Raw genomic sequence first — 23,102 nt, 5'->3', positions numbered from 1 at the left:
GTTACCAACTAAGTAGATTACCCAACGAATTTCAAACGCATGATGCTAACTGCTTAGCCCATGCTTCTTAATCAACTTGTGCACATCGGTCCGGTTGCGCCCGGCCAGGGCGGCGGCCTGGGTGACGTTGCCTTCAGTCATGCTCAGGGCGCGGATCAGGTACTGGCGTTCGAAGGCGTCGCGGGCTTCGCTCAGGGTGGGCCAGTGGGGTTGCTGGTCGGCCAGGGCCTGGCGCACCAGCGCTTCGTGAACCACGGTGCTGGGGCAGAGTGCCACGCATTGCTCGATGACATTGACCAGTTGGCGCACGTTGCCCGGCCAGGGCGCTGTCATCAGCAAGTGCATGGCCTTGTCTTCAATGCGCGTGACGCGGCTGTTGTGTTGTTCCGCCGCCCGGCGCAGTAAATGCCGCGCCAGCAGCGGGATGTCTTCGGCGCGTTCGCGCAGGCTGGGTAGGGTGAGGTTGACGACGTTCAGCCGGTAATACAGGTCTTCCCGGAAATCGCCCTGTTCCATGGCGCGGCTCAGGTCGCGGTGGGTGGCGGAGACGATGCGCACGTCGATTGGCAGGGTTTCGCTGCTGCCTACCGGGCGCACCTGGCGTTCCTGCAGCACGCGCAGCAGCTTCACCTGCAGCGGCGTTGGCATATCGCCGATCTCATCCAGAAAAAGCGTGCCGCCCTCGGCTGCCCGGAACAGGCCGGCCTGTTCCCGAATCGCGCCGGTAAAGGCGCCCTTGGCATGGCCGAACAATTCTGATTCCAGCAGATGTTCGGGCAGAGCGCCGCAGTTGAGCGCCACGAACGGGCCGTTGGCGCGCGGGCTGGCGCGGTGAATAGCCTGGGCAAACAGTTCCTTGCCGGTGCCACTGGCGCCGCTGATCAGCACACTGACGTCACTGCGGGCGACCTGGCGCGTCTGGTCGAGCAGGCGGGTCATAGCCGGGCTGCGGGCGATGATGTCGCGGTCCCAGTCGTCGTCGCATTGCGGGCCGCCCCGGTCCATCACCTGGTTCATCAGGTCGCGCAGTTTGTCATGATCCAGCGGTTTGGTCAGAAAGCCGAGTACGCCCTGCTGAGTTGCTTGGACCGCCTCGGGGATCGAGCCGTGTGCGGTCATCAAAATGACCGCCAGGTCCGGATACCGCTCGGTGATGCGTTCAAACAGGTTCATGCCGTCCAGCCCCGGCATGCGCAGATCACTGATCACCAGGTTGACGGTGTGGCGCTCCAGGTACGCCAGCGCTGCAGCCCCATCGCTGACAGCCTCAACTTGCCAGCCATCGCTGGCCAGGCGCAGGGATAAGAGGCGCAGCAGGCTGGCATCGTCATCGACCAGCAGCAACGCGGGTTTGGACGCAGTCTGATTCATGGGGTGTCCTCCTGTGCGGGTCCGTTCTCGCGGGTATTCAACTGGGATTCGATCGCCGTCAGCGCATCGATTTGTGCCTGCTTTTGTTCCAGTGCTTGTTGCAGCGATGTGATTTGGCTTTCCAGTGCCTGGCGTTGCTGATTACGTTGACGGTATTCGTGCAGCAGTTCGCGGGCCGCGCTTTGATGCAGCTCGATCAGCGGTTGCAAGCTAGCGGGCAGGTTGGGTTTGAGCCGTTGTAATTGTCCGATGCCCAATTGCAACAGCACCGGGTTTTGGCCGGGTTTGCTAAAGTACAGGGCCCAGGCAAAGGCCAGGTCTTGGTCCGCCGGGTGTGCGGGCAGCGCGGCCCAATTGAGCACAGGCGTCGTCTGATTGAAGTCCAGCCAGTGCCAGGCACTGGATTCGGCGTCGAACACATCGGGCAGCAGGGGGCGTTCGCATTGGCCTTGCAATGTGCCTCCAGTGGTTGGCTCCGGTGGTTCAGGCGTTAGTCCGGCGCAGCCGGATAACAGGAACAGTAAAACCACCAAGGTAACCGGGAATGAGTGGCTTGCCGTTTGGTGCATCATGCGTTCGCCTCTCTTACCGGTAATTGAATGCGCACGCAGACGTCATACCCGGTGCGCTCGGCCAGCCCGGCGCGGCCTTCGAGCAGCCGGGCACAGTCGGTCACGATAGACAGCCCCAGACCGGAGCTTTGCAGACTGTCCTGCCGGGGCGCGTCGCCGCGCTGAAAAGGTTCGAAAATACTCTGGTGCAGGTGAGCGGGGATGGCGGGCCCGGTGTTGGCCACCTCAAGTACAACCCAGGGTGACTGGTGTTCCAGCCGGATATGAATCTGACCGGCGTCAGCCCCATAGGCCAGGGCATTGGTGATCAGGTTGTCGAGCATGCGCTTGAACAGAGTCGGGTCGGTGTGCAGGCGATCGACTGTGCACACAACCTGAATGTTCATGCCCCGCTGGTGCAATGCCAGTTGGTGTTGGCTAAGCGTGTCGTTGATCAGGGCCGACGGGCTCAGGGTTTGTCGCCTGACCTCGGTTTGCTGCAACCACTGGTTGTAGTCGAGCAATTGCTCGGTCAGTTGCGCCAGGCGGTCGGTGCTGCCGCTGAGCAGGGCGACTACTTCACGTTGTGGTCCGGTCAGTGGCCCGGTGATGCCTTCTTCCAGCAAAGAACAGCCCTCTTTAATGCTGGCCAGTGGCGTTTTTAATTCGTGGGCTGCGTGGCGCAGCAAGGCCAGGCGCAACGCTTCCAGTTGTTGCAACCGACCCGACAGCCAGGTCAGCCGCTCACCCAACTCGTTCAATTCGCGTGGCCCTTGTATGCCCTTGTGGTCGGGAGTAGCACCGGGTTGGCCGAGCGAGCGGATCATCCGGTCGAGGCGTTGTATCGGGGCCGCAATGCGCCGGCTTGAGCCGACGACCATGACGGCAGTCAGCAACACCAGGGTGAGCGTCTGCCAATACAGCGCTTGCTGTTCCTGTTGAATGATTTCACCCTGTGCTTCCAGTCGCTGGTTCAGCTGACGCCAGATGTGTTCGGTCAACTCGCTTTGGTGTTGTCTGAGCTGCGGCAAATCGGAGGTCAGGGTGTTCGGGTTGGGCGCTCTATTTGAGGTGCCGAGTGCTGCTAATTGTGCGTCGATCAGCTGCAGATGGCTGCTGCAGTGCGTTGCGGTTTCGCCTCCCATGAACAGGCACGCAGCGCTCACTGCCTGCCGGTATTCCTGCAAGGCTTGTTGCGATTGGGTTAGGGTGTTGTCGCTGGTTACCACGGCATGCTGGCGCAAGGCGCGTTCACTGTCGACGGCAAGCCGGTCGAGGTTTTCAACCTGGCGCGCTTCGCGCATGGCAGCCTGTGCCTCTGTTTGTGCCATAACGGTTATGCGCTGAAAAACGGTATGGCCCTGCCACAACAAAACAGCCAGTGGAATGAGTGCTATGGCAAAACTGACGATCAGGCGCTGTTGCAGAGACAACTGCTGCAACGATAGATGTTTAAGGGAAAAGTGTCGCCGTGAAGCGGTAGGCAAAGTTAAAGGCGATGCATGTGACGTAGATTTCATGATGTCGGGTCCGCAGACAGAGTAAAGGGGTAGCGCTGCGAACTTGTCACGGAAAAAGGGCTAAATCCTTTAGCCCATGAAAACGGTCATCGATGTCGATCTGAAAACGGGTCTTCAGTCAGGCTTATTTGCCTTCAGAAGTCTCGCTTTCAGTGTAGAACGTTTCAAATTCTTCCATGCTCAGGTCACCAGAACCGTCGGCGTCCAGCATTTCGAATTGCTCGGCCAGCAACAGATCAACATTGGCTTCGTCCTGAGTCAGAACGCCATCGCCATTGGCATCGAGTTGGTTAAACGCATCTTCAGCGCCCATAGTTTCCGCAGCAACACCCATTGAGGCAGAGGCTAACACCAGGGCAGTCAGAGTCAGTGCAGTTTTCATATTCCTTACTCCTGTATTTGATGGATCTAACATTTACGTGAGTGATATCGCTGTGTGACACAGCTACTTACTGCAAGCGTTTTATCAGCGAGGCTGACCAACGCGTTCACAAGAGGTATTGCAGAGGCTGTGCCAGGTTTAAAATATTCATATAAAACAATGGGTTAGGGCGGTTTTTAGGATTTTTTGCGGAGAAGGGTGGGCTGAACTGTCTGCAATCGCAGACAGTTCTGAAGGTGTGATATAAAAAGTCTTTAAAATCAGGTGGTTAGAGTGTCTTCAAACAGAGACGGGTTGAGGGCGTCTGTCGCTGATCTGGCTATAAGCCAGCCAGGTGATGTTCAAGCCAGAGTGATAGTGCAGGCTCTACCGGGTGCAATGATTTGTAGTCGCGTTCATCAGCAGAGAGGGCTGACAGTGCGTTGGATAACTCGTTCAGCCAGGCCGGGTTATCCAGAAAATCAGTGAAGGGTTTTATCTGTACTCGAATCGAAAATACCACCGCACCGGTCTGCGGCAGCCGTCTTAACGTTTGACGTTCAGTACGAATGAAACAACGCCGCGGTATATCGGCCGGGCTGGTGATTGGCTCGGATTCCTCATTACCCGGTTGGTACAAACGGTCGCTGGTCACCACCGACCAGTTTCCACGCCAGACCGGCCGGTCGACTTTAATGTGCTGAAAAAAACGGTTGATCTTGCCACTGAGTTTTTCACCATAGTCGGGAACCGGGGCATGAATACGGTCGAGTGGCTGGCCGATTTTTTCTAGCAAGCGCCAGTAGCTTGGGGCGCACAAGCTGGCGGCCGTCAGGCGGTAGTGGTCATCCTGTGGCTGCAGCAGGCAGAGGTCTTCCTGCACGCACCAGGAGGCCTTCAGTAAGGCGATATCCGGGTCGTCCCATTGGTAGGTTGTGTCGTTGAAACGGCAAACCAGTCCGTCGGAGCAGGGCGCATACAGATCGGGGTAGTGTTCTGGCAGGTACTCGCCAAGCGTACGAGCGACCTCCATCTGGGCAGCGCGCGATTCGGGTAGCTGGCTGTATACCCGTTCGCCAAGTTCCGACCAGAGCGATTGTTTAAGCGCCGTCTGCCCGGCCAGTTTTTCGTCCGGCAATAGCCATTCATCGGGCTTCAGACTGTGCAGCCCCATAGCCAGCAGGTTTTTGTGTTCCTGAAACGCGTAATACGCCAGTGACATAATGATCTTTCTTACCTTTCCTGAGGGCAACGCGGACCGATACTGGCATCACGTAAACCGGATTCAGAACGGCCACACCCAAAGAATAACAGGAACTGAGATGGCAATAACCAAAACCGACATTGGCAGCCCCAGCCGCCAATAGTCGCCGAATTTGTATCCACCGGGCTCCATGACCAGCGTGTTCGACTGATGACCGATGGGCGTTAAAAAAGCACAGGAAGCGGCGATGGCCACCGCCATGAGCATCGGGTCGGCAGAGACGTCCATGCCAGCCGCAAGTTTGATGGCAACCGGAGCGGCCAAGACGGCGGCGGCCGCATTGTTGATAATATTCGAGAGCAGCATGACAGACAGCATTAACACCAGCAGCGTGGCGGCAGGCGGGATCGACTGGCCGAGCGTGAGCAGACTGTCGGCGATGAGCTGGGAACCGCCCGTGGTATCGAGTGCTTCCCCGATCGGGATCATCGCCGCCAGTAAAATAATGACGGGCAGGTCAATGCTGTCGTAAATCTCCCCGGGTGGTACCAGCCGGGTGAGCACCATGACCAGTGCCGCGGTTACCAGGGCAAGCGAGGCAGGCAACATTTCAAAGGCAATGAGCGCTAGGGCAACGGCGAACAAACCACTGGCCATCCAGACTTTATCGGGTGTGAACAAACGCAAGCCGCGTGAGGCCAGCGGCAAGCAGCCCAGGTCATTCAGCGCTGGTTGTATGCGGTCTTTGTGGGCCTGGACCAGCAGGATATCGCCACCGGCAAAGCGAATCTGACCCAGGCGCTGGTTCAGTCGTTGGCCCTGTCGTGCAACGGCCAGAATGTTCACGCTGTAGCGCTCACGCAAACCGAGCGCAGACGCCGAGCGATTGATCAGTGGTGACCGCTGGGTGACGATGGCTTCGGTGAGTGACAGCTCTTTGTGTTTCTCTGATTTGTCAGACGACTTGTCTTCAGAGTCGGATGAAGCCGCCTCATCACTGGCTGGCTTTTGTGTGCCTTGTTCGCTGGCGTCGGCGTTGTCAGGCTCTGGAGCCAGGCTGAGCCCGGTGGCTTTGACCAGGGTTTTCAGGCTGTCGGAATCCGCCTCGACCAGCAGAATGTCATCTGCACGCAGCACTTTGTAGATGGAGGGCATTTCAGTCAGTTTGTCGTCGCGAACCAGGCCGACAACCAGAACATCGGCCTCGTCCCGTACCGAATCTACCAGATCATGCAGTGACCGGCCGACGTAGTCGGTGCCTTCCGGTAAGGTCAGTTCGGTGAGGTAAGCGCTGACTTCAAATAACTCATCGGAACTGGAATTTTCGCGCTTCGGGGTCAACCGCCAGCCAATCAGGGCAATAAACAACACCCCAATGACCGTGATGGACAACCCGACGGGCAGAAAATCGAACATGCCAAAGGCGTTGCCATCGATCTCCCGGCGGTAGGTCGCAATGATGATATTGGGGGGCGTTCCAATCATGGTCAGTGTGCCGCCCAGCAGCGAGCCAAAAGCCAGTGGCATTAACAGATAGGAAGGCGACCGCCCACTCTGGCGAGCCATCCAGATGGCCACCGGCATAAACAATGCCAGTGCACCCACGTTATTCATAAACCCGGAACACAACGCGACGATGCCCGTCAGTGTCGCGACCTGTATCCAGGGCTTATCTCCCACCTGGGTCAGCTTGCGGGCAATGGCATCCACCACGCCAGCGTTCAACAACCCCCGGCTAATCACCAGCACCGCTGCCACGGTGACCACCGCCGGGTGCCCGAGACCGGTAAAAGCCGTTTCGGCGGGTATCAACCCGGCCAGGGTTACCGTTAACAAAGCCGCCAGCGCCACCAGGTCATAACGCCAGCGGTTCCAGATAAAGAGGCCCAGGGTGGCAAACAGAACGGCAAAGATGATGCCTTGGTCCAGAGTCATTGACTGACCTTATTTAAGTAGGACATTAACAGGCGATCCTGCCGTTTTTTAACGCTGGCGTCGATACAGCAGCATCGTCACCGGCCCAAAAATGGCCAGCAGAATGGCCGGTGCAATCAGCGCGATGGCGATCACTGGCAGTGTCGCATTACCGTCCAGCACAGCACGCAAGGCCGTCACCAGATGTGCCACCGGGTTCAGGCTGACCACCGTCTGTAACCAGCCGGGCATGGTAGCCGGGTCGACGAAGATGTTGGAGGCGAAGGTGACCGGCATCAAAAACAGCCAGCTCAGCGTCATCACCGCGCCTGGCGTGCGCATCAGCAGGCCGATAGTGGTAAACACCCAACTGATGCCGAAAGCAAAGAGGTTCAGCAACAACACAGCCTGGATGATGCCGAACAGCCCGGCTTCGGTGCGGTAGCCCATGATCATGCCGATGAAAAACACGATGACCGCCGAGGCAGTGTAGCGAATTACATCTCCGGCCATGGCGCCGACCAGCGGTGAAGGATGCCAGACCGGCATCGATTTGAAGCGGTCGTAAATGCCCTTGTGAATATCGGTATTCAGCGTCATGCCGGTGTAGATGGTGGTGAAAACAACCGTTTGCGCCAGTATGCCGGGCAGCAGGAAATTCAGGTAGGCATCGGTTGAGCCCGCCAGTGCACCGCCAAAGAGGTAGGTGAACATGACGGTGAACATAATGGGCGTAACCAGCACATCGAACAATTGCTCGGGCACGTGTTTTATTTTCAGCAGCGCCCGCCAGCCGAACGTCAGAATGTTCGAGATCGGGCCGGGCAGGGTGGGCCGGGTGCGATCAGCCATCAACCGGGCCAGCGCATCGCTTTGGCGATTTGTCGGTGTCGTATTCAGCGCGTCGGTCATGTGGTCAGCGCCTCCTCGGCGGGTTCGGTGTGGTGGCCGGTCAGCGCGAGAAAGACTTCATCCAGGCTGGGCTGGTCCATGGAGAAACTGGCCAGGGTAATGCCGAGACCGCTCAGGCCTGAGAGTAAGCTGGCGGCGCGGCCGGTATCCGAGAGCTGTATCGACAGACTGGTTGGTTCGGCTTCCAGTGTGACGGCGCTACCCAGTTGTTGCTCCAGCCACTGGTGCGCGGCCGGGCGGTCGTCCGGGTTGGCCAGGCGCAGGCGCAGCACGCCGGAGCCGACCGAGCGTTTCAGCTCTGCGGGTGTGCCTTCGGCAATCACCCGGCCGTGATCAATCACGGCAATGCGTTCGGCCAGTTGGTCGGCTTCTTCCAGATACTGGGTGGTCAGCAACACTGTGGTGCCCGCCCCGGCGAGGCTGCGTACAATGTCCCACACTTGATTGCGCGAGCGCGGGTCAAGGCCGGTGGTCGGTTCATCCAGGAACAGCAGTTCCGGTGGAACAATGAGCGATGAGGCAATGTCCAGACGCCGGCGCATACCACCGGAGTAATCCTTAACTTGCTTGTCGGCCGCGTCGCTGAGGTCGAATGCATCGAGCAATTGCTGGGCGCGGGCTTTTCCCGAGCGACCATGAAAACCCAGCAGACGAGCCAGCAAACGCAAATTCTCACGCCCGGTCAGGTCTTCATCGACTGAGGCGAATTGTCCGGTCAGGCTGATGCGCTGACGCACTTCGGCTGCCTGGGTAGCAACATCGAGCCCGAGCACGCGGGCATTGCCGCTGTCCGGTGGGATCAGAGTGGCCAGCATACGCACTGTGGTGGTTTTACCGGCACCATTGGGACCGAGCAGTCCGTAAACACTGCCCGCCCGAACGCGCAGATCTATGCCGTTCACCGCACGGGTGTTACCGAAATGTTTACTTAGGCCTGTTACTTCTATGGCCGGTTGAGGGGCGTCCATCGTCATGCCATTTCCCTGCAAGGCTGGAGATGCCCATCATACACCCCCTTTTGTGACGGGAAAGTAGCCTGCGTTCAGTTGTTGCAGGTGAACCCGGCTTCCCGTAGCGGCGGCTCATTCGCTGTTTTTCGCCCACTACAGCCGGGTCTGATGGTGTAGCGCAGGCGGCAGACACGCCTCAAACCATCTTCGCTGCGACGGGTAGTAGCAAAAAGCTACCGAAAGCTAATGGTTACGCCCACACGCCATAGAGCATTCGCACCGCAGTGATAAACAGGAACACAGCAAACAGCTGGCGCAGCAAACGGGCGTTAATGGCGTGCGCTATTCGCGCGCCAATGGGGGCGGTCCATAACGTCATCGGGACGATCAGCGCAAAGCCGATCAGGTTTACGTAGCCGAGTGAGAACGGCGGCCGCTCCGGCACGCCCCAGCCGTTAATCAGAAACCCCAGAGCACCGGGTACGCTGATGAAAATACCAATCGCTGCCGCCGTGCCCACAGCCCGATGCATGGGCACCTGGCAGCGAGTCAGCACTGGCACACTGAGTGTGCCCCCACCAATCCCCATCAATGTAGAGAACCCGCCAATGCCGGTTCCAATGCTGTGGCGAACCATGCCCTTGGGGAGTGTTTCCGCCAGAGCTGCCGGTTCTTTGCTGATGGCCATATTGGCCGCAACCAGTAACCCGATAACCCCAAATACCAGCGAGAGTACCAGGCCCGACACCAGGCCGCTGACCAGCGTGCCTACCAGAACGCCGAACAGTAACGAGGGTGCCAGTGACTTCAGCAGTGCGGAGTCCAGATTACCTTTGTTGGAATGCGCCCGTGCCGAGCGCAGCGAGGTCGGAATAATCGTCGCCAGCGATGTGCCCACCGCCACATGCATCTTCACCGATTCATCAATGCCCAGCAGGGTGAACAGGTGGTACAGCACTGGCACAATCACAATGCCACCACCCACACCCAGCAAACCCGCCATTAACCCGGCAATCACCCCGGTAACCGATAACGCCACGACCAGCCCGATGATCCAGCTCAGGCTGTATTGATCCAGTAATTCCAATGGAAGTTCCTTGTTCTAAAAGCCATTATTGCAGCCGACCCAACCAGCCGGGCTGCACTCCGGGCGTTTATAGCAAGACTGGAACCAATTGGCGACTTTGGCTGAATTTAGGGGCACTTTAGGGTCTTTTGTCACTGAATTCGCACCAGAATTGTGCAGTTCGAACCATTTTGGTGCTGGCATTCGCGCGTGGCAAAGGCATTTTTGTACGGTTAGTGGATGACTGTATTGCCAACCTAGCGATTGGCGAGTTTTGGCGTAGTCAGTTAGATTGGTCGACTTAGCACCCGGCTCCGACTGGATAGGAACCAACTTGCGCCATGCCCACTGCATTGCAACGCTAATACCGCTTGTTGTTCACGATCAACCTGATGATCGCGAGCTCATACTGAGAATGGAAACCCCTATGAACACACCTCGAATGCTATGGACCCTGCTGATTACCCTGATCCTGACGGGGTGTGCTTCTCAGGGCTTTAACCAGCGGTATATTAACAACGAGTTTGCCGTGGCCGGGCTGGAGCAGACCGAAGCGGATATTCAGCGCATCCTGGATCTGGAACCGGCGCTGGGGCGGCCTTTTACACTGGGTATCTATTTCGAAGATTACTATGGAATTTACGCCAAGAAGGCCAAGGGCATTGTGCTGGATGACCTTTCCCCGATGCTGCAGCAACTTAAGAGCGCTGGCATCATCGATGACTTTTTTGTGATCAACAACAGTACGGTCATGGAAAACACGATTAAAGACGTGCGGATAGCGGCCGCCCGTCATCATGCCGATGCGGTGTTAATGATTGATAACTACCGGGGCTCAGACCGCTACATTAATCCGCTGGGGATTACGTATCTGACTATCGTTGCTGCCTACATTCTGCCAGGCACCGAGGTGGAAGCCATTGGTGCGGTATCCGCTACCTTGTGGGATACCCGCAACGAATATCTTTACGCCACGTCCTACAACGATGAGCTGTACCACACACGAGGCGCCGCGTTTATATTGAATGACAAAGAAATTGAGCTGATGGCGCTGGCGCAGGCAACGCCGGGATTTGTAGCGGATCTGGGCTCCCGGCTTGTCGCCATGTTTAGTGAGCCGGGCAGTGCCCTTGAGCTGGATCTGGGCTATTTGGAAACACGGTCGGATTCCGATAATTAGGGAGGCCGTCAGCGATGCACTTGCGTCATGCCATTGTGACCCGCGACCATAAATCGAACTACCCAAACCCGGTTTCATTTGAACCGGGAGACCGGTTAGACGTTGGCGCAGAAGACACCGAGTTTCCAGGCTGGGTTCGTATCATCGATCCAGTCGGGAATGAGGGCTGGGCGCCCCTGGAATACATTCAGCGATCTGAACATCATTCAACAGGTGTTGCGTTGAAAGCCTATTCGGCAAAAGAGTTAGACGTCGAACCAGGTGATCGGCTAATGGTTAGTGACGAGCATTGCCAGTGGTGCTGGGTAGAGCATGCAGACAAAGGGGCAGGCTGGGTACCCGAAGAATGTTTAAAGGCTGTAGAGTGACCTTGCAAGTCTGTATGAAATACCGGATGACCAGTGACGTCTAAGAATAGGATTGAGGGAGATTGAACCAGGGTGAGTATCGACGTCAGAAAGGCAAAGGTGGGCGATGAAGTCCGCATGGCAGAGATCCAGGTAGCGGCCTGGCGGCGCGCCTACTCGGGCATGATGTCGCCCGCGCTGCTGGATGCACTCGACATAAACCAGAAGACGGATATGTGGCGCAATGCACTGGAGCGCGCTGGCAAAGGGTCCTACCTGGTTGCCGAGGTGAGTGGTCGTGTAGAAGGCTTTGCTGTGTTCGGCCCGGCCCGGCCCGGGACAAGGATCTTAATGGATCCGAGTCTGCTGAAATCGTTTCGATCAATATCGACCCGGATAAGTGGGGTTTAGGATTGGGGCGCTCCCTGTTGAGCTCTATGATCGAACGACTCAGCACCGATGGATTTGGATCCATAGTCCTTTGGGTTGTGGAACAAAATGAGCGCGCCATGCGGCTTTATCAACGCAACGGCTTTAACCGCGAAGGTCGTATCAAGACCGACCCCAAACACTCCAGCATTCAAGAACTCAGGCTGGTTAGAATCCTTTCCTAGGTGCCAGGTACTGGGCCTTTAGGGGCCGTTATCGATTGGCTTAACACACCCATGAAACCGATCCTACTATCTTGGATTCAGTACAAAAGTAGAATTCGCTGGCTGACCGGCATCCGTGTTAGCTGTGTTGTGGCAGCCCAGGCAGGTTCCCTGTGGCTTATCCTGAATAAAGCTTTCCAGCGTCACGTTTGACAGGTATCTGGGTACTTCACCGGTGCCAAAGGGAGCTCCCCCAATGTTACCAACCCACTGTGTTCCGACCAGGCGGTAGTGTGCCAAGGCTGATCCTTGCAATGCCTGTTGCCACTGGCCATTGGTCGCTCGCGTGCCTTCAAAGATATTCCAGCAGCGCACGATGCGAGACGCCTGAATGGGCAAGCCGGAGCTATCACGAGCATAAGGGGTGCGGTCTCCCCAGAGCGCCTGGTTGTGGCCAGTATTAACCGTTGCGTCACTTTGAACATTAAAGAACAAGTGCGCGCGGCCAGCGGTGTCGGTTGGTGCCTGACATCCATCGGGGAACAATTCGGCAACCATGATGCTGTTGGGGCCTCTGGCATTCGTCGCCAGTGGGGCCGTATCAGTGTGCTCGAACGTGGACCATACCCATCGGTCACCATTGCCACTCGGGACGCGTTGAACCAAGTGCATACCCACCAGCCCAACCGTAACGCTCAAGCACTTGGGCTGGCCGGTATGCGCATGCCTGGCGGCTACGGAAATGTGTGCTTCCTGCACCAGGAAGTCAGACGGATTATCCGCATCATCTATTACTTTCCAGGCGAATTTCAGCATCTGAGCGCCGGGTCCGCCTGTGCTTTGCAACGGAAATTGAATCTCCTGGCCAGAATCGGAGTAACGTTTTCGCTCTTCCGTTGTCACCAGTCGCTGTTGGCGAATAAATGCCTCACTGGCCGGGTTAAGCCGGGTTTCATAGAGAACAAAATTCCCGGCCGAATCCACCAGTGCCTCCCCGCTGGATTGACGAAATTGGCTGAGCAGTAAACCGGTCTGATTTGAGCACGCTGCTTCCTGGTCGCTGGTGGCCAGCATGTCGTGTTGGTTGGTGTATGTTTTCCAGCGAGGTGTGCCGTTGTTGGGGTTTAGGAAACCGTTGGAAATGGGCGTGCCGGTTTCATCCAGTGGCCACTGTGATGCGATAAACGCCTGCCAGGAAAACCGGTCGAAGGGCGCTTGCACGGAAGGTGCGATGAAGCGATAGTCGAAGCTGGAACTGAATTCTGGGATGTCCGTGGGTGTGATCGGGCAAATACTTTTTTGGTCATCTGAAAAGCAAAAATCGGGAGTGTCGGCTCTGACTGACGGCTGTGTGCTGAGGAAGCCCAGTAATAGAACGATGGCCTGTAGCATGTACATTGGAGAATTGCCGTTGGCGGCCATCATGGATACCTCATCAGTAGGGGTTATCCGTGGATCAGATTAGCTATCACGTCCGTTTGCGTCACCCGGACGCTCGACATTCTTATCAGTATAGACAAGGAAGCCGTTTATTAAAGGCAGGCTCTTTTTTGAAATGGCCTGCTCGGGTATGGGGGCGTTCTTCGTGGCAGGGCCGTGTTATTCGGACAGGTGAAGCAGCCCCTGGTGTTGATGGACAGTGACTCGCATCGGATTGGTTATTTTTCCGATGAATTCACCGGTAGGGGAGTCATGCATAAAGGCCATGAAAACGAGTTCATTGTTGTGCAGGGTGATCTTACCGGCATAACGGATTATTGGGTTATTACCGTCAAGGAAAGGGCTGGGCGCCACTGCCCAGGGGCCCGTGGATGGCTGGTGATCAGGTAATGAGTGCCACCGACCGGATGTTGAGCGGTTGATTCGGTGTACCGCTGTGACCAGCGCTCACCGTATTCAAAGTCCTGAGGCACTTCCAATTGGCCGAAGTAGCCGGTGAACACGGGAGGCTGCAGTTGCCAGTGAGTGAGGTCATCCGACGTGGCGAGCCCGATGGCCCCGCCTTCGTTGGCTTCGCAACGATCGGGCACCCTCGCCGTAAAAAACATCAGCCATCCCTTGCTTTCGGGGTCTTTGATGACCCAGGGATCACGCAGCGCCCGGTCATACCAGTGTCCGGGAATATGCTCTTCATACAAGGCGGGGTCGAGATCCAGCGCGAGGCCCGTTCCGACCCGTTGCCAATGATGTACATCGTGGCTGGTTGCGTGACCGATGCGCTGTTTGAGCCCTTGCCCGATGCGTGGTCAGGCCGAGAGTGTGTCCGCCATATCTTTGCCAAACTGCTGTATCCAGGTTGCCCACTCGTCTTTTTCCAGGAAGTCGAAGGCATCGCCGACATTGATTTCACAGTGGAGGGCATCGTCATCGGTGCGGTAGGGCGGTGGAATCAGGGCGATGTTGTGTTGCTGCATCCAGCGCTCGCCTTTGACCAGAAAGGCCTCTGGCTGGCAGCGAATGCGCATGCGGAACATGTTGGTGTGCGGAATTTTGGGCCAGGTGGAAACACCGGGTAGCTGGTTCAGTTGTTCAGCCAGCCAGCGTGCCTGCTGGCGACGTTCAGGCAGTGCCTGCAGATGCCTGGCCAGTCCTTCCCTCGCGGCGATCACATAAGGGTACAGTGCATACAGGGTGCCACCTACCCGGCGTTGCCAGACCTTGGCGCGGGCAATGAAGTCCGCATCGCCCACCAGCATGGCACCGGCAATGCCGCCCAAGTCTTTGTAGAAACTGACATAGACGGAATCGAACAGGGCGGCGATGTCCGCCAGAGATTTTCCGTAAGCGGCCGGGCACTGCCACAGGCGGGCGCCATCCATGTGCAGCTTGATGCCTTGAGCGCGTGCCCAGCCGCTCTGGCGCACCAGTTCATCCCACGGTGGCAGTTGGCCGCCGATTTCGCGCATGGGCAGTTCCAGTAAAACAGCGGCCAGCGGGTCACGAGCGGCCGCTTTCAGATCGTCCAGCAACGGAACCCGATGTGATTCACCCAATTCGCACCCTTTCAGCTGCCACAGAACCTGATAGCTGTTGTGCTCGTGCAGAGCGACGTGGTTAGTGGCGTGCAGGGCTACATAGTCGGTTCGTGCCAGATCAGCCCAGATACGTAGCGCCATCGGCTGTGCCATGGTGCCGCTGGGCATGAAGATGGCGGCTTCTTTTCCCAACAAGGCAGCGACCTCTCGCTCGAACGATTCGATCAGTTCGCCACTGCCGTAATTGTCGATCTGTTCATCGTCGCCAGTGGCATCGGCCAGGCGCTGCAAGGTGGCTTTGATCGACTCGGGTTCGTGGCGGCTGGCATTGATCGGGCAGCCGCGAAACGTGGCTCGGTATTGGTCGACAGACATGGGTGACCTCTGAAGTGATATACAGTGGTCGATTCTAGCGTTTTTTAATCAGGATAAGCAGGTCCGGGGCACGGCTGTGAACGGTTGTCTCAGCTTTTTTGCAGTGCATTGTATGCGTTCAATCCGCCGGCGATGACTTTGGCGTTCTTGTAGCCCATGCTCTGTAGTGACGCCGCTGAGAGCGACCCGCGGTTATAGGCGTTGCAATAACACAAAAGCACCGTGTTCAAATCCGGGACGTTCTTCTCAATCACCATTTCCAGCTTGCCGCGGCTGATGTTGAGCGAATTCGGTATGTGTCCTTTGTCGTGCTCTTCCTTGTCGCGAATATCGAGTGCGATGGCGCCTTGGGCCATCAACGCATCGACTTGTTCTGGTGCGACTTCCTCGACTTGAGCGCGCGCGGCGTCGGCCATTGCTTGAAATTTGCGAGTGTAGTCCATCGGTTGGTTCTCATTCAGAAGTTCATCGGGATTATATATTAGATAAATCTAATAATAAACCGATCACCGGGCCTTGCTGAGCCCTGCTGGCGTTTGATCATCCTCATAAAGTGACCTGTATCAATTGATTGGCTGATCCTGAGAACAGACGGCACATTTTCGGCTACCGTGTTCGATAAACTTTGATGCATGAGCAGTTCCGAAGGCAGTGCGTTAATAACCCTACTGAGCGATCGCAATTTTTCTAAGGAGTTATCCGACCACCATGATCCCAACCTGGCCAGAAATAATGACCAAAATTCCCCGACTCGATGCGACGGACTGGGGTGCCATGGGCTTGGCAAAACGCTGGTTTGTGGCCACCCGGGCTGCCGTGTTTGTAATGACACTGTTTTCAGCGGGTATTGGCATGTTGCTGGCCATTCCGGCCGGTCAGTTTGATCTGATCAACGCTGCGCTCGTGTGCTTGGGGCTGGTGCTGGCTCACGCTACCAACAACCTGCTGAATGACTGGACGGACTCAAAAAAAGGGGTGGATAAAGACAACTACTTTCGAACCCAATACGGTCCGCAACCACTGGAAAATGGCTTGCTGACCGAGCGGCAAATGATGGGCTACATCGGGCTCACCGGTGCCGCGGCTCTGGCCATTGGCGCCGCGTTGGTGGTGCGGACCGATCTCACGACGCTGTACTTCATGCTGGCGGGCGCCTTCTTTGTGCTGTTTTACACTTGGCCGCTGAAATACATCGGCCTGGGCGAGCCCGCGGTCTGGCTGGTATGGGGGCCGCTGATGGTGTTGGGGTCCGCCTATGTGGTGTCTGCAGAACTGACGTCGTTTCAGTTCTGGATCGCGCTGGTTTATGGCATTGGCCCAACCTCGGTGTTACTGGGAAAACACACCGACAAACTGAAACAGGACCGTGCCAAAGGGGTACACACACTGCCTGTGATTCTGGGAGAGACCGGTAGCCGGAATCTAACACTCGGGCTTTGGGCCGTGCAGTATCTGGTGTTGACACTGGGCGCGCTGACAGGGGTGCTGAGCATCTGGTTTTTACTGGTCTGGCTGGCGTTGCCCCGCTTTATTGTCACGGTTAAACGGTTTCGCCAACCTCGCCCGCAGGAGCGGCCGGAGACAATACCCGAGGACGTTTGGCCACTGTATCTCGTTGCCTTTGCATTCAACTACAACAAGCTGTTTAGCGGAATACTGGTGCTGGCAATATTGCTCAGCCTGGTTTTCGGTTAAGCCCTGACACACACAACACAGGAGTTTACAGATGATTGGAACCTGGCTTCGGGAAGCGACCGTCGCTTCCTACTTACTGACCGTGGCCCGACTCTGGCTCGGTTATCAATGGCTGATGGCAGGCTGGCATAAAGTGACCGGCGAGTTCAGCGCTGTGGGCTTTCTGCGCGGTGCGATTGCCAACTCACAGGGCGAGCGCCCCCTGGTACAAGCCTGGTGGGCGTCGTTTCTGGAAAACTTTGCATTACCCAACGCAGCGCTGTTTGAATTTATGATCACCTGGGGTGAAGTGCTGGTTGGCCTGGGGCTGATTGTTGGCGCTTTCAGTTTGCTGGCTGTTTTTTTTGGCATGGTCATGAATTTTTCGTTCCTGTTGTCGGGCGCGATCAGCGTGAACCCGCAAATGATACTGGTCAGTTTTATCCTGTTGTCGGGCAGCCGAAACACAGGGTTGATTGGCCTGGACCGGTGGATCATGCCATTTCTGAGAACCCGCCTGCCCGGGTTACGATGACAAGCGGTCGTAGACCGATTAACCAGTCAGGCCAATCACCCAACAGGTGTTTGTGCAAATGAACTCATGTGCAGCCGGTTCATTGCGTGGCAATAGCAACCGCAATGGCCTTGCCCAACCCCTCGGTTGTGCCTTGGCCACCAAGGTCGGGCGTCAGGATGTTTGGGTTACCCTCTGCCAGAACGCTTTCTATGGCTTTCACGATGGCGTCACCGGCGTCGTGGTAACCCAGGTGTTCGAGCATCAACGCCGCTGACCAGATCTGACCAATCGGGTTGGCGATGCCTTTACCGGCGATGTCCGGTGCGCTGCCATGTACCGGTTCAAACATGCTCGGGAAGGTGCCTTCGGGGTTGATGTTAGCGGATGGCGCGATGCCAATAGTGCCCGTGCAGGCGGGGCCCAGATCAGACAAAATGTCGCCAAACAGATTGCTGGCAACGACGACGTCGAACCAGTCCGGGTGCATGACGAACTGGGCTGTGAGTATATCGATGTGAAAGGAGTCGACCTGAACGTCCGGGAATTGCTCACCCATGGCTTTTACGCGTTCATCCCAATAGGGCATGGTGATGGCGATGCCATTCGACTTGGTGGCTGACGTCAGTTTTTTACGTGGTCGGCTCTGGGCCAATTCATAAGCGTATTTCAGCACCCGATCCACGCCGATTCGGGTCATCACCGTTTCCTGAATTACGATTTCCCGTTCGGTGCCGGCAAACATTTTACCGCCCACGCTTGAGTATTCTCCCTCGGTGTTTTCCCGGACTACAAAGAAATCAATGTCACCCGGTTTGCGATTCGCCAATGGACTGGGAACGCCGGGCATCAGCTTGACCGGGCGCAAGTTAATGTATTGATCGAAGTCGCGGCGGAACTGCAGGATAGATCCCCAGAGTGAAATATGGTCCGGCACAGTCTCGGGCCAGCCAACGGCGCCGTAGAAAATGGCATCGTAGTCTTTGAGCTGTTCAAACCAGTCGTCGGGCATCATTTTCCCGTGCTCGAGGTAGTAGTCGCAGTTGGCGAAGTCGAAGGTTGTTGTGGTGAGTGGCACATTAAAGCGCGTGCAAACGGCCTCCAGGCACCGCAACCCTTCGGGCATGACTTCTTTACCGATACCGTCGCCGGCGATGACTGCAATGGACTGTGACATGTGACTGCTCCTGGCGTACAAGGGTTAAGTAGCGGGTTGCTCTGAACTGAGAGTGTAGCGGCTGGGTGCGAGTCGATAATCCCAGTATACTGAAAGCTATTGTTGCACCTGAGTAGATAATGCATGAGCCCACTAGACGATCTGGCCTTTTTCCGGCAATTGGCCCGGTCCGGTAGCCTGACTGTAACGGCCCGGGAGCTGGGGGTGTCGCTGTCCACCATCAGCAAGCGATTGAAACAACTGGAGGCGCGTCTGGGGGTGGCCCTGGCCCACCGAACCACACGTCGGCTGACGCTGACGGACGAAGGCGAGCTGTACCTTGCACGGGGCGTTGCCATTCTTGACGAGTTGGGTGAATTGGAGGAACAACTGGCGAGCCAGCAGGCTGATTTACAGGGCCGGTTGCGCATTAATGCGACCTTCGGATTCGGGCGGCATCACGTTGCGCCGCTGCTCTCTCAATTTTGCACCCGACACCCAGCACTAGAGGGGTTGCTGGATTTGACCAATTACCCCGCCAGCCTGAGTGATCAGGGGTTTGATCTGGGCATTCGCGTTGGCGAGCCGCCAGACTCACGGTTGATCGCCCGGCGTATATTGCCGAATCGGCGCGTATTGTGTGCCGCGTCAAGCTACCTCGAGCAGGCAGAACCGCTAAAAGAACCGCTGGATCTAACCCGCCACCGCTGTCTGTTGATTCGTGAAAACGAAGCGGACTACGCGGTCTGGCGATTCGAACATCGCGCAGGGCAACATGCGGCTCAATCGGTAAAAGTCTCTGGGGGGCTGGCCAGTAACGATGGCGACGTGATCAAACGCATGGCTCTCGATGGTCATGGCGTGTTGTACCGGTCCTGGTGGCATGTGCATGAAGATCTGGCGCGAGGTGACCTGATCGAGTTGTTGCCAGAATGGCAGGGCAGTCGGGCCGACTTTTACGCCGTCTACCCTCACCGCCGGCACACCCCTCAACGGTTACGGGCATTTGTCGAGTTTCTGGCAACGGCCATGCAAGGCAGAGTGCCGGCGCAGCCCGGTGTGACTTGGGCGGGGTGACACCCGCCGCTGGCATTGCCCGGCTTCCAGACATTCGGTGCGTCACACACCGTGTTATGAAGCAGCCAGCCATAGCATGGTCAAACGGTGCTATCGCCAATGTGTCGATGTCACCACAGAGCCCGAAGTGATTGACTGGGCAGAAGCTATCGAGGTCTCGTTTCGATATTGCAGTATCGTGGCCAAAGGAGCAATGTAAGGTACGATCGGTGTGCGACTCTGATGAATAGGGTCAGCAACTGGCACAGACCAACAACAAGGAGACGACCATGAGTAGACGTTCAGGGCTGCCGTTGAGGGCAATCGGCATTGCATTATTGGTACTGGGAGCGGGGCTGGCATTCTGGGGATTCCAGTTGTCGGAATCGGTCGGCTCGCAAGTGACTGAGCTCGTTACCGGTTCTGAGACCGATCGAGTCATGATGTTCTACCTAAGCGGTGCCGTAAGTTTTGCAGTCGGCCTCTATCTGTTTCTGAAAAAGTAGTCGAGAGGCGGTGGTGAGTTTCATCGTCTAAATCACCGCAGCTCTGACCATGTGGTCAACATCTAAGGGTGCCTTAAGTGTTCGCGGGGACCCTGCTGTTCTCTTAACCTCCTGATTTTAAATGGTTGATTCAGCCCTCGCTGTTGACGCCTATTCGCTCGCTCAGACTCCCTTATCACTCCCGCTTTCCATCCGTTGAAAGACACTGATAAAAATATTTGCATTCGTATGCAAAAAGTCTATTGTAGTTTTATGCCCAGGTGTTTTGAGCCCCCTCAAACCCGTGCCAACCCAATCACGCAGCCTCAGGAGCCGCCTCCATGACCAGCCCCAAAGCCGACAGTAACGACAGTCGTCCCTCCAAGTCGGAAGCCCGGAAATCCAGCACATCAGCGCTACAGGACACCGCTGTCCTGCAGTGCGAGCGCCTGGATTTTGTCGACCTTGTACCCGAAGACCGCCCGCGTGTGCAGTCGATGAAAGGCTTTGATGATTGCTACACCGACATTGTCGATTACATCGTGCGTTGCACTCACAAGATTTGGGATGAACGGGATGTGGGGCTTATCTACACCCATTACACCCACAATTGCGTGCTCTACGGAACCATGGGCACGATGTACAACCGGGAAGATGTGGTGCGCGATACCATTCAACGCCTGGTCAGTTTTCCCGAGCGTCGTGGTATGGCGACTCACGTTATCTGGAACGGTAACGACACCGATGGTTTCTACACCTCGCATCTGGTGACCGGTTCTGGCCGGCACAGCCAGAACGGACACCTGGGTCCGGCGACGGGCCGCGTCTTTCATTCCCGTACCATTGCTGATTGCATGGTTTATGAGAACAAGATTTATCGCGAGTGGGTTGTCGCAGATCAGATGGCTATTTTCAAACAGCTGGGTCTGGATGCTCATGCGTTTGCTGAAAAAATCGCCAGGGGCAAAGTAGCCCAGGGTCTGACCAACCTCGATATTGGCGAAAATCGCCTGATGATCGGCCAGTACCCGCCTGCTGAAACGGCCGATCTCAGCATCGCCAATAACGCACTGGAAGAGCGGACACTGCAATGGCTGCACGATGTCTGGAACCGGAAAATGTTTGGCACCATCAAGGATGTGTACGCTCCAACGGTTATGTACCACGGCCCGTTAATGAAAGAACTTTACGGTGTTGCAGCGGTCATGCATCAGGTCATCGGCCTGGTCGGCTCTTTGCCCGATGCCGTTTTCCAGCCGCAACACGTCAGTTCAGTCGAGTGTGTGGAAGGTGGCACCAAAGTGGCTGTTCGCTGGGTACTTGAAGGGCATCACCTTGGCTATGGTGGCCTGGAATCGCTGGGCGATCCGACTGGCAAGCGTCTGCAAGTGATGGGTATCTCTCACTTCCACTATAAGAACGAAAAAATCGTCGACGAGTGGTGTGTGTACGATGAACTCTCGGTGCTGATGCAACTGAAGATGGCTCAGTTACAGGATCTTCAGGCTAGCGAGGAGCCGACACACGACTAACCGATGAAACTTATTTAACGCCCGGGAGGAAGCGTTTTTTCTCCCTTTCCAAAACAGAACGTCCAATAAAAGCAACTGTACGGAGAGTGTCATGAAGAAAGCTACAATTACAACGCTGGTCGGTGCGACGCTGACCCTGTTCGCAGGCAGCGCCATTGCTGAGTGCAATATCAGCTCGGGCTCCGTCCGCATCCTGGGTAACGATTTTGATTCAATACGCACGGTGACTGACCAGGCCAGCACCTGCGCCTCCTCAGGTACCACGGTTCGCGTGAACCTGACCACCGAGCATAAAAACATTCAGGTTCCAGCACTGACGATCAGCCCGGCGGAGTACACCGTCGCGTTGATTGCCAACAACTCAATCAGCCCGCTTCTTTCTGCGGATCTGGTGCGTCCACTGAATGATCTGGTCGAGAAACACGGGCAAGACCTGCTGCCGAACCAGCTCATCCGAACCGGCGACGACATTGTTGCCATTGCTTTCATGGGCAATGCTCAGCACTTGTTTATGCGTGGCGATATACTGGATGACCTGGGTGTGGCGCCACCTGCAACCTATGAAGAGATTATTGATGTCGCGGAAATGATTCGCAGCGAAGGCATCATGGAATACCCGCTTGCCGCCACTTACGAGGCCGGTTGGTACCTGGCGGCCGAGTTCGTCAACATGCATCTGGGCATGGGCGGTCAGTTCTTTGAAGCAGGGTCGGCTCAGCCAGCGCTGAATAACGAGGCGGGCGTCCGTACTCTGGAAATGATGAAAACACTGACCGACTACATGTCACCCGAGTACCTGACGGTGACCGCCGACGAAATGAAGCAGATGTATCTGGCAGGCGAAGTGGCAATCATGAACCAGTGGGGCTCCATGGTTGCGGGCCATTTGGGTGAAGACAGCGGGAATCAACAAATATCCGAAGCCACTATTCTGGCTCCGGCACCTACCGCTCATGGCAACAGTACACCGGCAGCGGCACTCTGGTGGGACGGGTTTAGCATTGCCAAAAACATCAGTGACGAAGACGCCGAAGCGTCCTTCCAGGCCATGATGTACGGCATTCGTCCTGACATGGCCCAACAAAACCCCAATGCGGCGACCTGGCTGATTAAAGATTTTGATGCGCCAGACACCGCTCAGGGTGTACTGCAAACTGCCCGTCTGGGTGCTCGTGGCTATCCAATGAGTCCGTTCATGGGGTACATGCACGCTGCCCTGGGTACTGAGCTGTCTGATTTCATGCAGGGCCGTGAAAGTGCCGAACAGGCACTGATGGATGTAGAAGCAAGTTACCTTGCCTCCGTCAGAGAGGCCGGTCTGGCAGACTGATCAGAGCAGGGGAGCTGCCACGGTCGGTGGCAGCTC

At 56.5% G+C, this 23,102-nt stretch carries 23 protein-coding genes; 9 read left to right on the top strand and 14 right to left on the bottom strand.

Annotation, left to right across the window (positions count from 1 at the left end; translation table 11 throughout):
- Window positions 1-45: 45 nt before the first annotated feature.
- The 9 genes from ABJT94_RS18250 to ABJT94_RS18210 all read right to left on the bottom strand — a co-directional run bounded on the left by ABJT94_RS18250 (window position 46) and on the right by ABJT94_RS18210 (window position 9,870).
- On the bottom strand, window positions 46-1,371 hold the full coding sequence (locus ABJT94_RS18250; RefSeq protein ID WP_348474129.1) for a sigma 54-interacting transcriptional regulator: 1,326 nt from the start codon (window positions 1,369-1,371) through the stop codon (window positions 46-48).
- Window positions 1,368-1,943, bottom strand: coding sequence for a hypothetical protein (locus ABJT94_RS18245; RefSeq protein ID WP_348474128.1), 576 nt, complete (start codon window positions 1,941-1,943; stop codon window positions 1,368-1,370). Before ABJT94_RS18245 ends, ABJT94_RS18250 begins: the two co-directional genes overlap by 4 nt.
- Window positions 1,940-3,442 (bottom strand): HAMP domain-containing sensor histidine kinase, encoded by a 1,503-nt coding sequence (locus tag ABJT94_RS18240; RefSeq protein WP_348474127.1) that lies wholly within the window; start codon window positions 3,440-3,442, stop codon window positions 1,940-1,942. The genes ABJT94_RS18245 and ABJT94_RS18240 overlap by 4 nt, the downstream gene beginning before the upstream one ends.
- A gap of 124 nt (window positions 3,443-3,566) precedes the next feature.
- Complete coding sequence (locus ABJT94_RS18235) at window positions 3,567-3,824, bottom strand: hypothetical protein (protein ID WP_348474126.1); 258 nt, start codon at window positions 3,822-3,824, stop codon at window positions 3,567-3,569.
- Window positions 3,825-4,143: 319 nt separating this feature from the next.
- The gene (locus tag ABJT94_RS18230; protein ID WP_348474125.1) at window positions 4,144-5,025 is read right to left on the bottom strand and encodes a DUF3445 domain-containing protein; all 882 of its coding nucleotides are present in this window, start codon (window positions 5,023-5,025) and stop codon (window positions 4,144-4,146) included.
- Between the two features lie 63 nt (window positions 5,026-5,088).
- The gene (locus tag ABJT94_RS18225) at window positions 5,089-6,942 is read right to left on the bottom strand and encodes an SLC13 family permease (RefSeq protein ID WP_348474124.1); all 1,854 of its coding nucleotides are present in this window, start codon (window positions 6,940-6,942) and stop codon (window positions 5,089-5,091) included.
- 48 nt (window positions 6,943-6,990) lie between these two features.
- The gene (locus tag ABJT94_RS18220) at window positions 6,991-7,833 is read right to left on the bottom strand and encodes an ABC transporter permease (RefSeq protein WP_348474123.1); all 843 of its coding nucleotides are present in this window, start codon (window positions 7,831-7,833) and stop codon (window positions 6,991-6,993) included.
- Window positions 7,830-8,807 (bottom strand): ATP-binding cassette domain-containing protein, encoded by a 978-nt coding sequence (locus ABJT94_RS18215; protein WP_348474122.1) that lies wholly within the window; start codon window positions 8,805-8,807, stop codon window positions 7,830-7,832. The genes ABJT94_RS18220 and ABJT94_RS18215 overlap by 4 nt, the downstream gene beginning before the upstream one ends.
- A 226-nt stretch (window positions 8,808-9,033) precedes the next feature.
- Window positions 9,034-9,870, bottom strand: a complete 837-nt coding sequence (locus ABJT94_RS18210) for a sulfite exporter TauE/SafE family protein (RefSeq protein WP_348474121.1) — start codon at window positions 9,868-9,870, stop codon at window positions 9,034-9,036.
- A gap of 406 nt (window positions 9,871-10,276) precedes the next feature.
- On the opposite strand from ABJT94_RS18210, the gene ABJT94_RS18205 reads away from it, so the two are divergent.
- From ABJT94_RS18205 to ABJT94_RS18195, 3 genes are all read left to right on the top strand, one after another.
- Window positions 10,277-11,029 (top strand): hypothetical protein, encoded by a 753-nt coding sequence (locus tag ABJT94_RS18205; RefSeq protein ID WP_348474120.1) that lies wholly within the window; start codon window positions 10,277-10,279, stop codon window positions 11,027-11,029.
- 14 nt (window positions 11,030-11,043) lie between these two features.
- Entirely contained in the window at window positions 11,044-11,397 is a 354-nt protein-coding gene (locus ABJT94_RS18200; RefSeq protein ID WP_348474119.1) for an SH3 domain-containing protein, read from the top strand.
- Between the two features lie 72 nt (window positions 11,398-11,469).
- The gene (locus ABJT94_RS18195) at window positions 11,470-11,787 is read left to right on the top strand and encodes a hypothetical protein (RefSeq protein WP_348474118.1); all 318 of its coding nucleotides are present in this window, start codon (window positions 11,470-11,472) and stop codon (window positions 11,785-11,787) included.
- A 269-nt stretch (window positions 11,788-12,056) separates the two neighbouring features.
- Here the strand turns inward: ABJT94_RS18195 and ABJT94_RS18190 are convergent, their stop codons facing one another.
- From ABJT94_RS18190 to ABJT94_RS18175, 4 genes are all read right to left on the bottom strand, one after another.
- The gene (locus ABJT94_RS18190; RefSeq protein ID WP_348474117.1) at window positions 12,057-13,394 is read right to left on the bottom strand and encodes a hypothetical protein; all 1,338 of its coding nucleotides are present in this window, start codon (window positions 13,392-13,394) and stop codon (window positions 12,057-12,059) included.
- Between the two features lie 329 nt (window positions 13,395-13,723).
- Window positions 13,724-14,107: a hypothetical protein gene (locus ABJT94_RS18185; RefSeq protein ID WP_348474116.1), complete on the bottom strand. Its 384-nt coding sequence runs from the start codon at window positions 14,105-14,107 to the stop codon at window positions 13,724-13,726.
- A gap of 108 nt (window positions 14,108-14,215) precedes the next feature.
- Entirely contained in the window at window positions 14,216-15,319 is a 1,104-nt protein-coding gene (locus tag ABJT94_RS18180) for a beta-eliminating lyase-related protein (RefSeq protein WP_348474115.1), read from the bottom strand.
- A gap of 89 nt (window positions 15,320-15,408) precedes the next feature.
- A complete protein-coding gene (locus ABJT94_RS18175) occupies window positions 15,409-15,762 on the bottom strand; it encodes a rhodanese-like domain-containing protein (protein ID WP_348474114.1) in 354 nt (117 codons plus the stop codon).
- Window positions 15,763-16,051: 289 nt separating this feature from the next.
- Here ABJT94_RS18175 and ABJT94_RS18170 point away from each other — a divergent pair, with 289 nt between their 5' ends.
- Together ABJT94_RS18170 and ABJT94_RS18165 are read left to right on the top strand one after the other, a co-directional pair.
- The gene (locus ABJT94_RS18170; RefSeq protein ID WP_348474113.1) at window positions 16,052-17,014 is read left to right on the top strand and encodes a prenyltransferase; all 963 of its coding nucleotides are present in this window, start codon (window positions 16,052-16,054) and stop codon (window positions 17,012-17,014) included.
- A 31-nt stretch (window positions 17,015-17,045) separates the two neighbouring features.
- The gene (locus ABJT94_RS18165; RefSeq protein WP_348474112.1) at window positions 17,046-17,528 is read left to right on the top strand and encodes a DoxX family membrane protein; all 483 of its coding nucleotides are present in this window, start codon (window positions 17,046-17,048) and stop codon (window positions 17,526-17,528) included.
- A 79-nt stretch (window positions 17,529-17,607) separates the two neighbouring features.
- Here ABJT94_RS18165 and ABJT94_RS18160 read toward each other — a convergent pair whose 3' ends face one another.
- Window positions 17,608-18,684 carry a tartrate dehydrogenase gene (locus ABJT94_RS18160; RefSeq protein WP_348474111.1) on the bottom strand — a complete coding sequence of 359 codons (1,077 nt, stop codon included), beginning with the start codon at window positions 18,682-18,684 and terminating at the stop codon, window positions 17,608-17,610.
- Between the two features lie 123 nt (window positions 18,685-18,807).
- On the opposite strand from ABJT94_RS18160, the gene ABJT94_RS18155 reads away from it, so the two are divergent.
- The 4 genes from ABJT94_RS18155 (at window position 18,808) to ABJT94_RS18140 (ending at window position 23,066) form a co-directional block, all read left to right on the top strand.
- Complete coding sequence (locus tag ABJT94_RS18155) at window positions 18,808-19,740, top strand: LysR family transcriptional regulator (protein ID WP_348474110.1); 933 nt, start codon at window positions 18,808-18,810, stop codon at window positions 19,738-19,740.
- A 269-nt stretch (window positions 19,741-20,009) separates the two neighbouring features.
- Window positions 20,010-20,225, top strand: a complete 216-nt coding sequence (locus tag ABJT94_RS18150; protein ID WP_348474109.1) for a DUF3185 family protein — start codon at window positions 20,010-20,012, stop codon at window positions 20,223-20,225.
- Between the two features lie 320 nt (window positions 20,226-20,545).
- The gene (locus ABJT94_RS18145; protein WP_348474108.1) at window positions 20,546-21,736 is read left to right on the top strand and encodes an ester cyclase; all 1,191 of its coding nucleotides are present in this window, start codon (window positions 20,546-20,548) and stop codon (window positions 21,734-21,736) included.
- Between the two features lie 91 nt (window positions 21,737-21,827).
- Window positions 21,828-23,066, top strand: coding sequence for an extracellular solute-binding protein (locus tag ABJT94_RS18140; protein ID WP_348474107.1), 1,239 nt, complete (start codon window positions 21,828-21,830; stop codon window positions 23,064-23,066).
- Window positions 23,067-23,102 lie beyond the last annotated feature (36 nt).

The sequence above is a fragment of the Saccharospirillum sp. genome (assembly GCF_039982735.1).
In the GTDB taxonomy this organism is placed as follows: domain Bacteria; phylum Pseudomonadota; class Gammaproteobacteria; order Pseudomonadales; family Natronospirillaceae; genus Saccharospirillum.
Note: the sequence above shows the minus strand (reverse complement) of the source record. Positions and strands in the feature narration are given on the sequence as shown.

What these genes read in the sequence shown, in the direction of transcription:
- ABJT94_RS18250 (WP_348474129.1), bottom strand. Translation starts at nt 1,371, where the DNA reads ATGAATCAGACTGCGTCCAAACCCGCGTTGCTGCTGGTCGATGACGAT.
- ABJT94_RS18245 (WP_348474128.1), bottom strand. Translation starts at nt 1,943, where the DNA reads ATGATGCACCAAACGGCAAGCCACTCATTCCCGGTTACCTTGGTGGTT.
- ABJT94_RS18240 (WP_348474127.1), bottom strand. Translation starts at nt 3,442, where the DNA reads ATGAAATCTACGTCACATGCATCGCCTTTAACTTTGCCTACCGCTTCA.
- ABJT94_RS18235 (WP_348474126.1), bottom strand. Translation starts at nt 3,824, where the DNA reads ATGAAAACTGCACTGACTCTGACTGCCCTGGTGTTAGCCTCTGCCTCA.
- ABJT94_RS18230 (WP_348474125.1), bottom strand. Translation starts at nt 5,025, where the DNA reads ATGTCACTGGCGTATTACGCGTTTCAGGAACACAAAAACCTGCTGGCT.
- ABJT94_RS18225 (WP_348474124.1), bottom strand. Translation starts at nt 6,942, where the DNA reads ATGACTCTGGACCAAGGCATCATCTTTGCCGTTCTGTTTGCCACCCTG.
- ABJT94_RS18220 (WP_348474123.1), bottom strand. Translation starts at nt 7,833, where the DNA reads ATGACCGACGCGCTGAATACGACACCGACAAATCGCCAAAGCGATGCG.
- ABJT94_RS18215 (WP_348474122.1), bottom strand. Translation starts at nt 8,807, where the DNA reads ATGACGATGGACGCCCCTCAACCGGCCATAGAAGTAACAGGCCTAAGT.
- ABJT94_RS18205 (WP_348474120.1), top strand. Translation starts at nt 10,277, where the DNA reads ATGAACACACCTCGAATGCTATGGACCCTGCTGATTACCCTGATCCTG.
- ABJT94_RS18200 (WP_348474119.1), top strand. Translation starts at nt 11,044, where the DNA reads ATGCACTTGCGTCATGCCATTGTGACCCGCGACCATAAATCGAACTAC.
- ABJT94_RS18190 (WP_348474117.1), bottom strand. Translation starts at nt 13,394, where the DNA reads ATGATGGCCGCCAACGGCAATTCTCCAATGTACATGCTACAGGCCATC.
- ABJT94_RS18180 (WP_348474115.1), bottom strand. Translation starts at nt 15,319, where the DNA reads ATGTCTGTCGACCAATACCGAGCCACGTTTCGCGGCTGCCCGATCAAT.
- ABJT94_RS18175 (WP_348474114.1), bottom strand. Translation starts at nt 15,762, where the DNA reads ATGGACTACACTCGCAAATTTCAAGCAATGGCCGACGCCGCGCGCGCT.
- ABJT94_RS18170 (WP_348474113.1), top strand. Translation starts at nt 16,052, where the DNA reads ATGACCAAAATTCCCCGACTCGATGCGACGGACTGGGGTGCCATGGGC.
- ABJT94_RS18165 (WP_348474112.1), top strand. Translation starts at nt 17,046, where the DNA reads ATGATTGGAACCTGGCTTCGGGAAGCGACCGTCGCTTCCTACTTACTG.
- ABJT94_RS18160 (WP_348474111.1), bottom strand. Translation starts at nt 18,684, where the DNA reads ATGTCACAGTCCATTGCAGTCATCGCCGGCGACGGTATCGGTAAAGAA.
- ABJT94_RS18155 (WP_348474110.1), top strand. Translation starts at nt 18,808, where the DNA reads ATGAGCCCACTAGACGATCTGGCCTTTTTCCGGCAATTGGCCCGGTCC.
- ABJT94_RS18150 (WP_348474109.1), top strand. Translation starts at nt 20,010, where the DNA reads ATGAGTAGACGTTCAGGGCTGCCGTTGAGGGCAATCGGCATTGCATTA.
- ABJT94_RS18145 (WP_348474108.1), top strand. Translation starts at nt 20,546, where the DNA reads ATGACCAGCCCCAAAGCCGACAGTAACGACAGTCGTCCCTCCAAGTCG.
- ABJT94_RS18140 (WP_348474107.1), top strand. Translation starts at nt 21,828, where the DNA reads ATGAAGAAAGCTACAATTACAACGCTGGTCGGTGCGACGCTGACCCTG.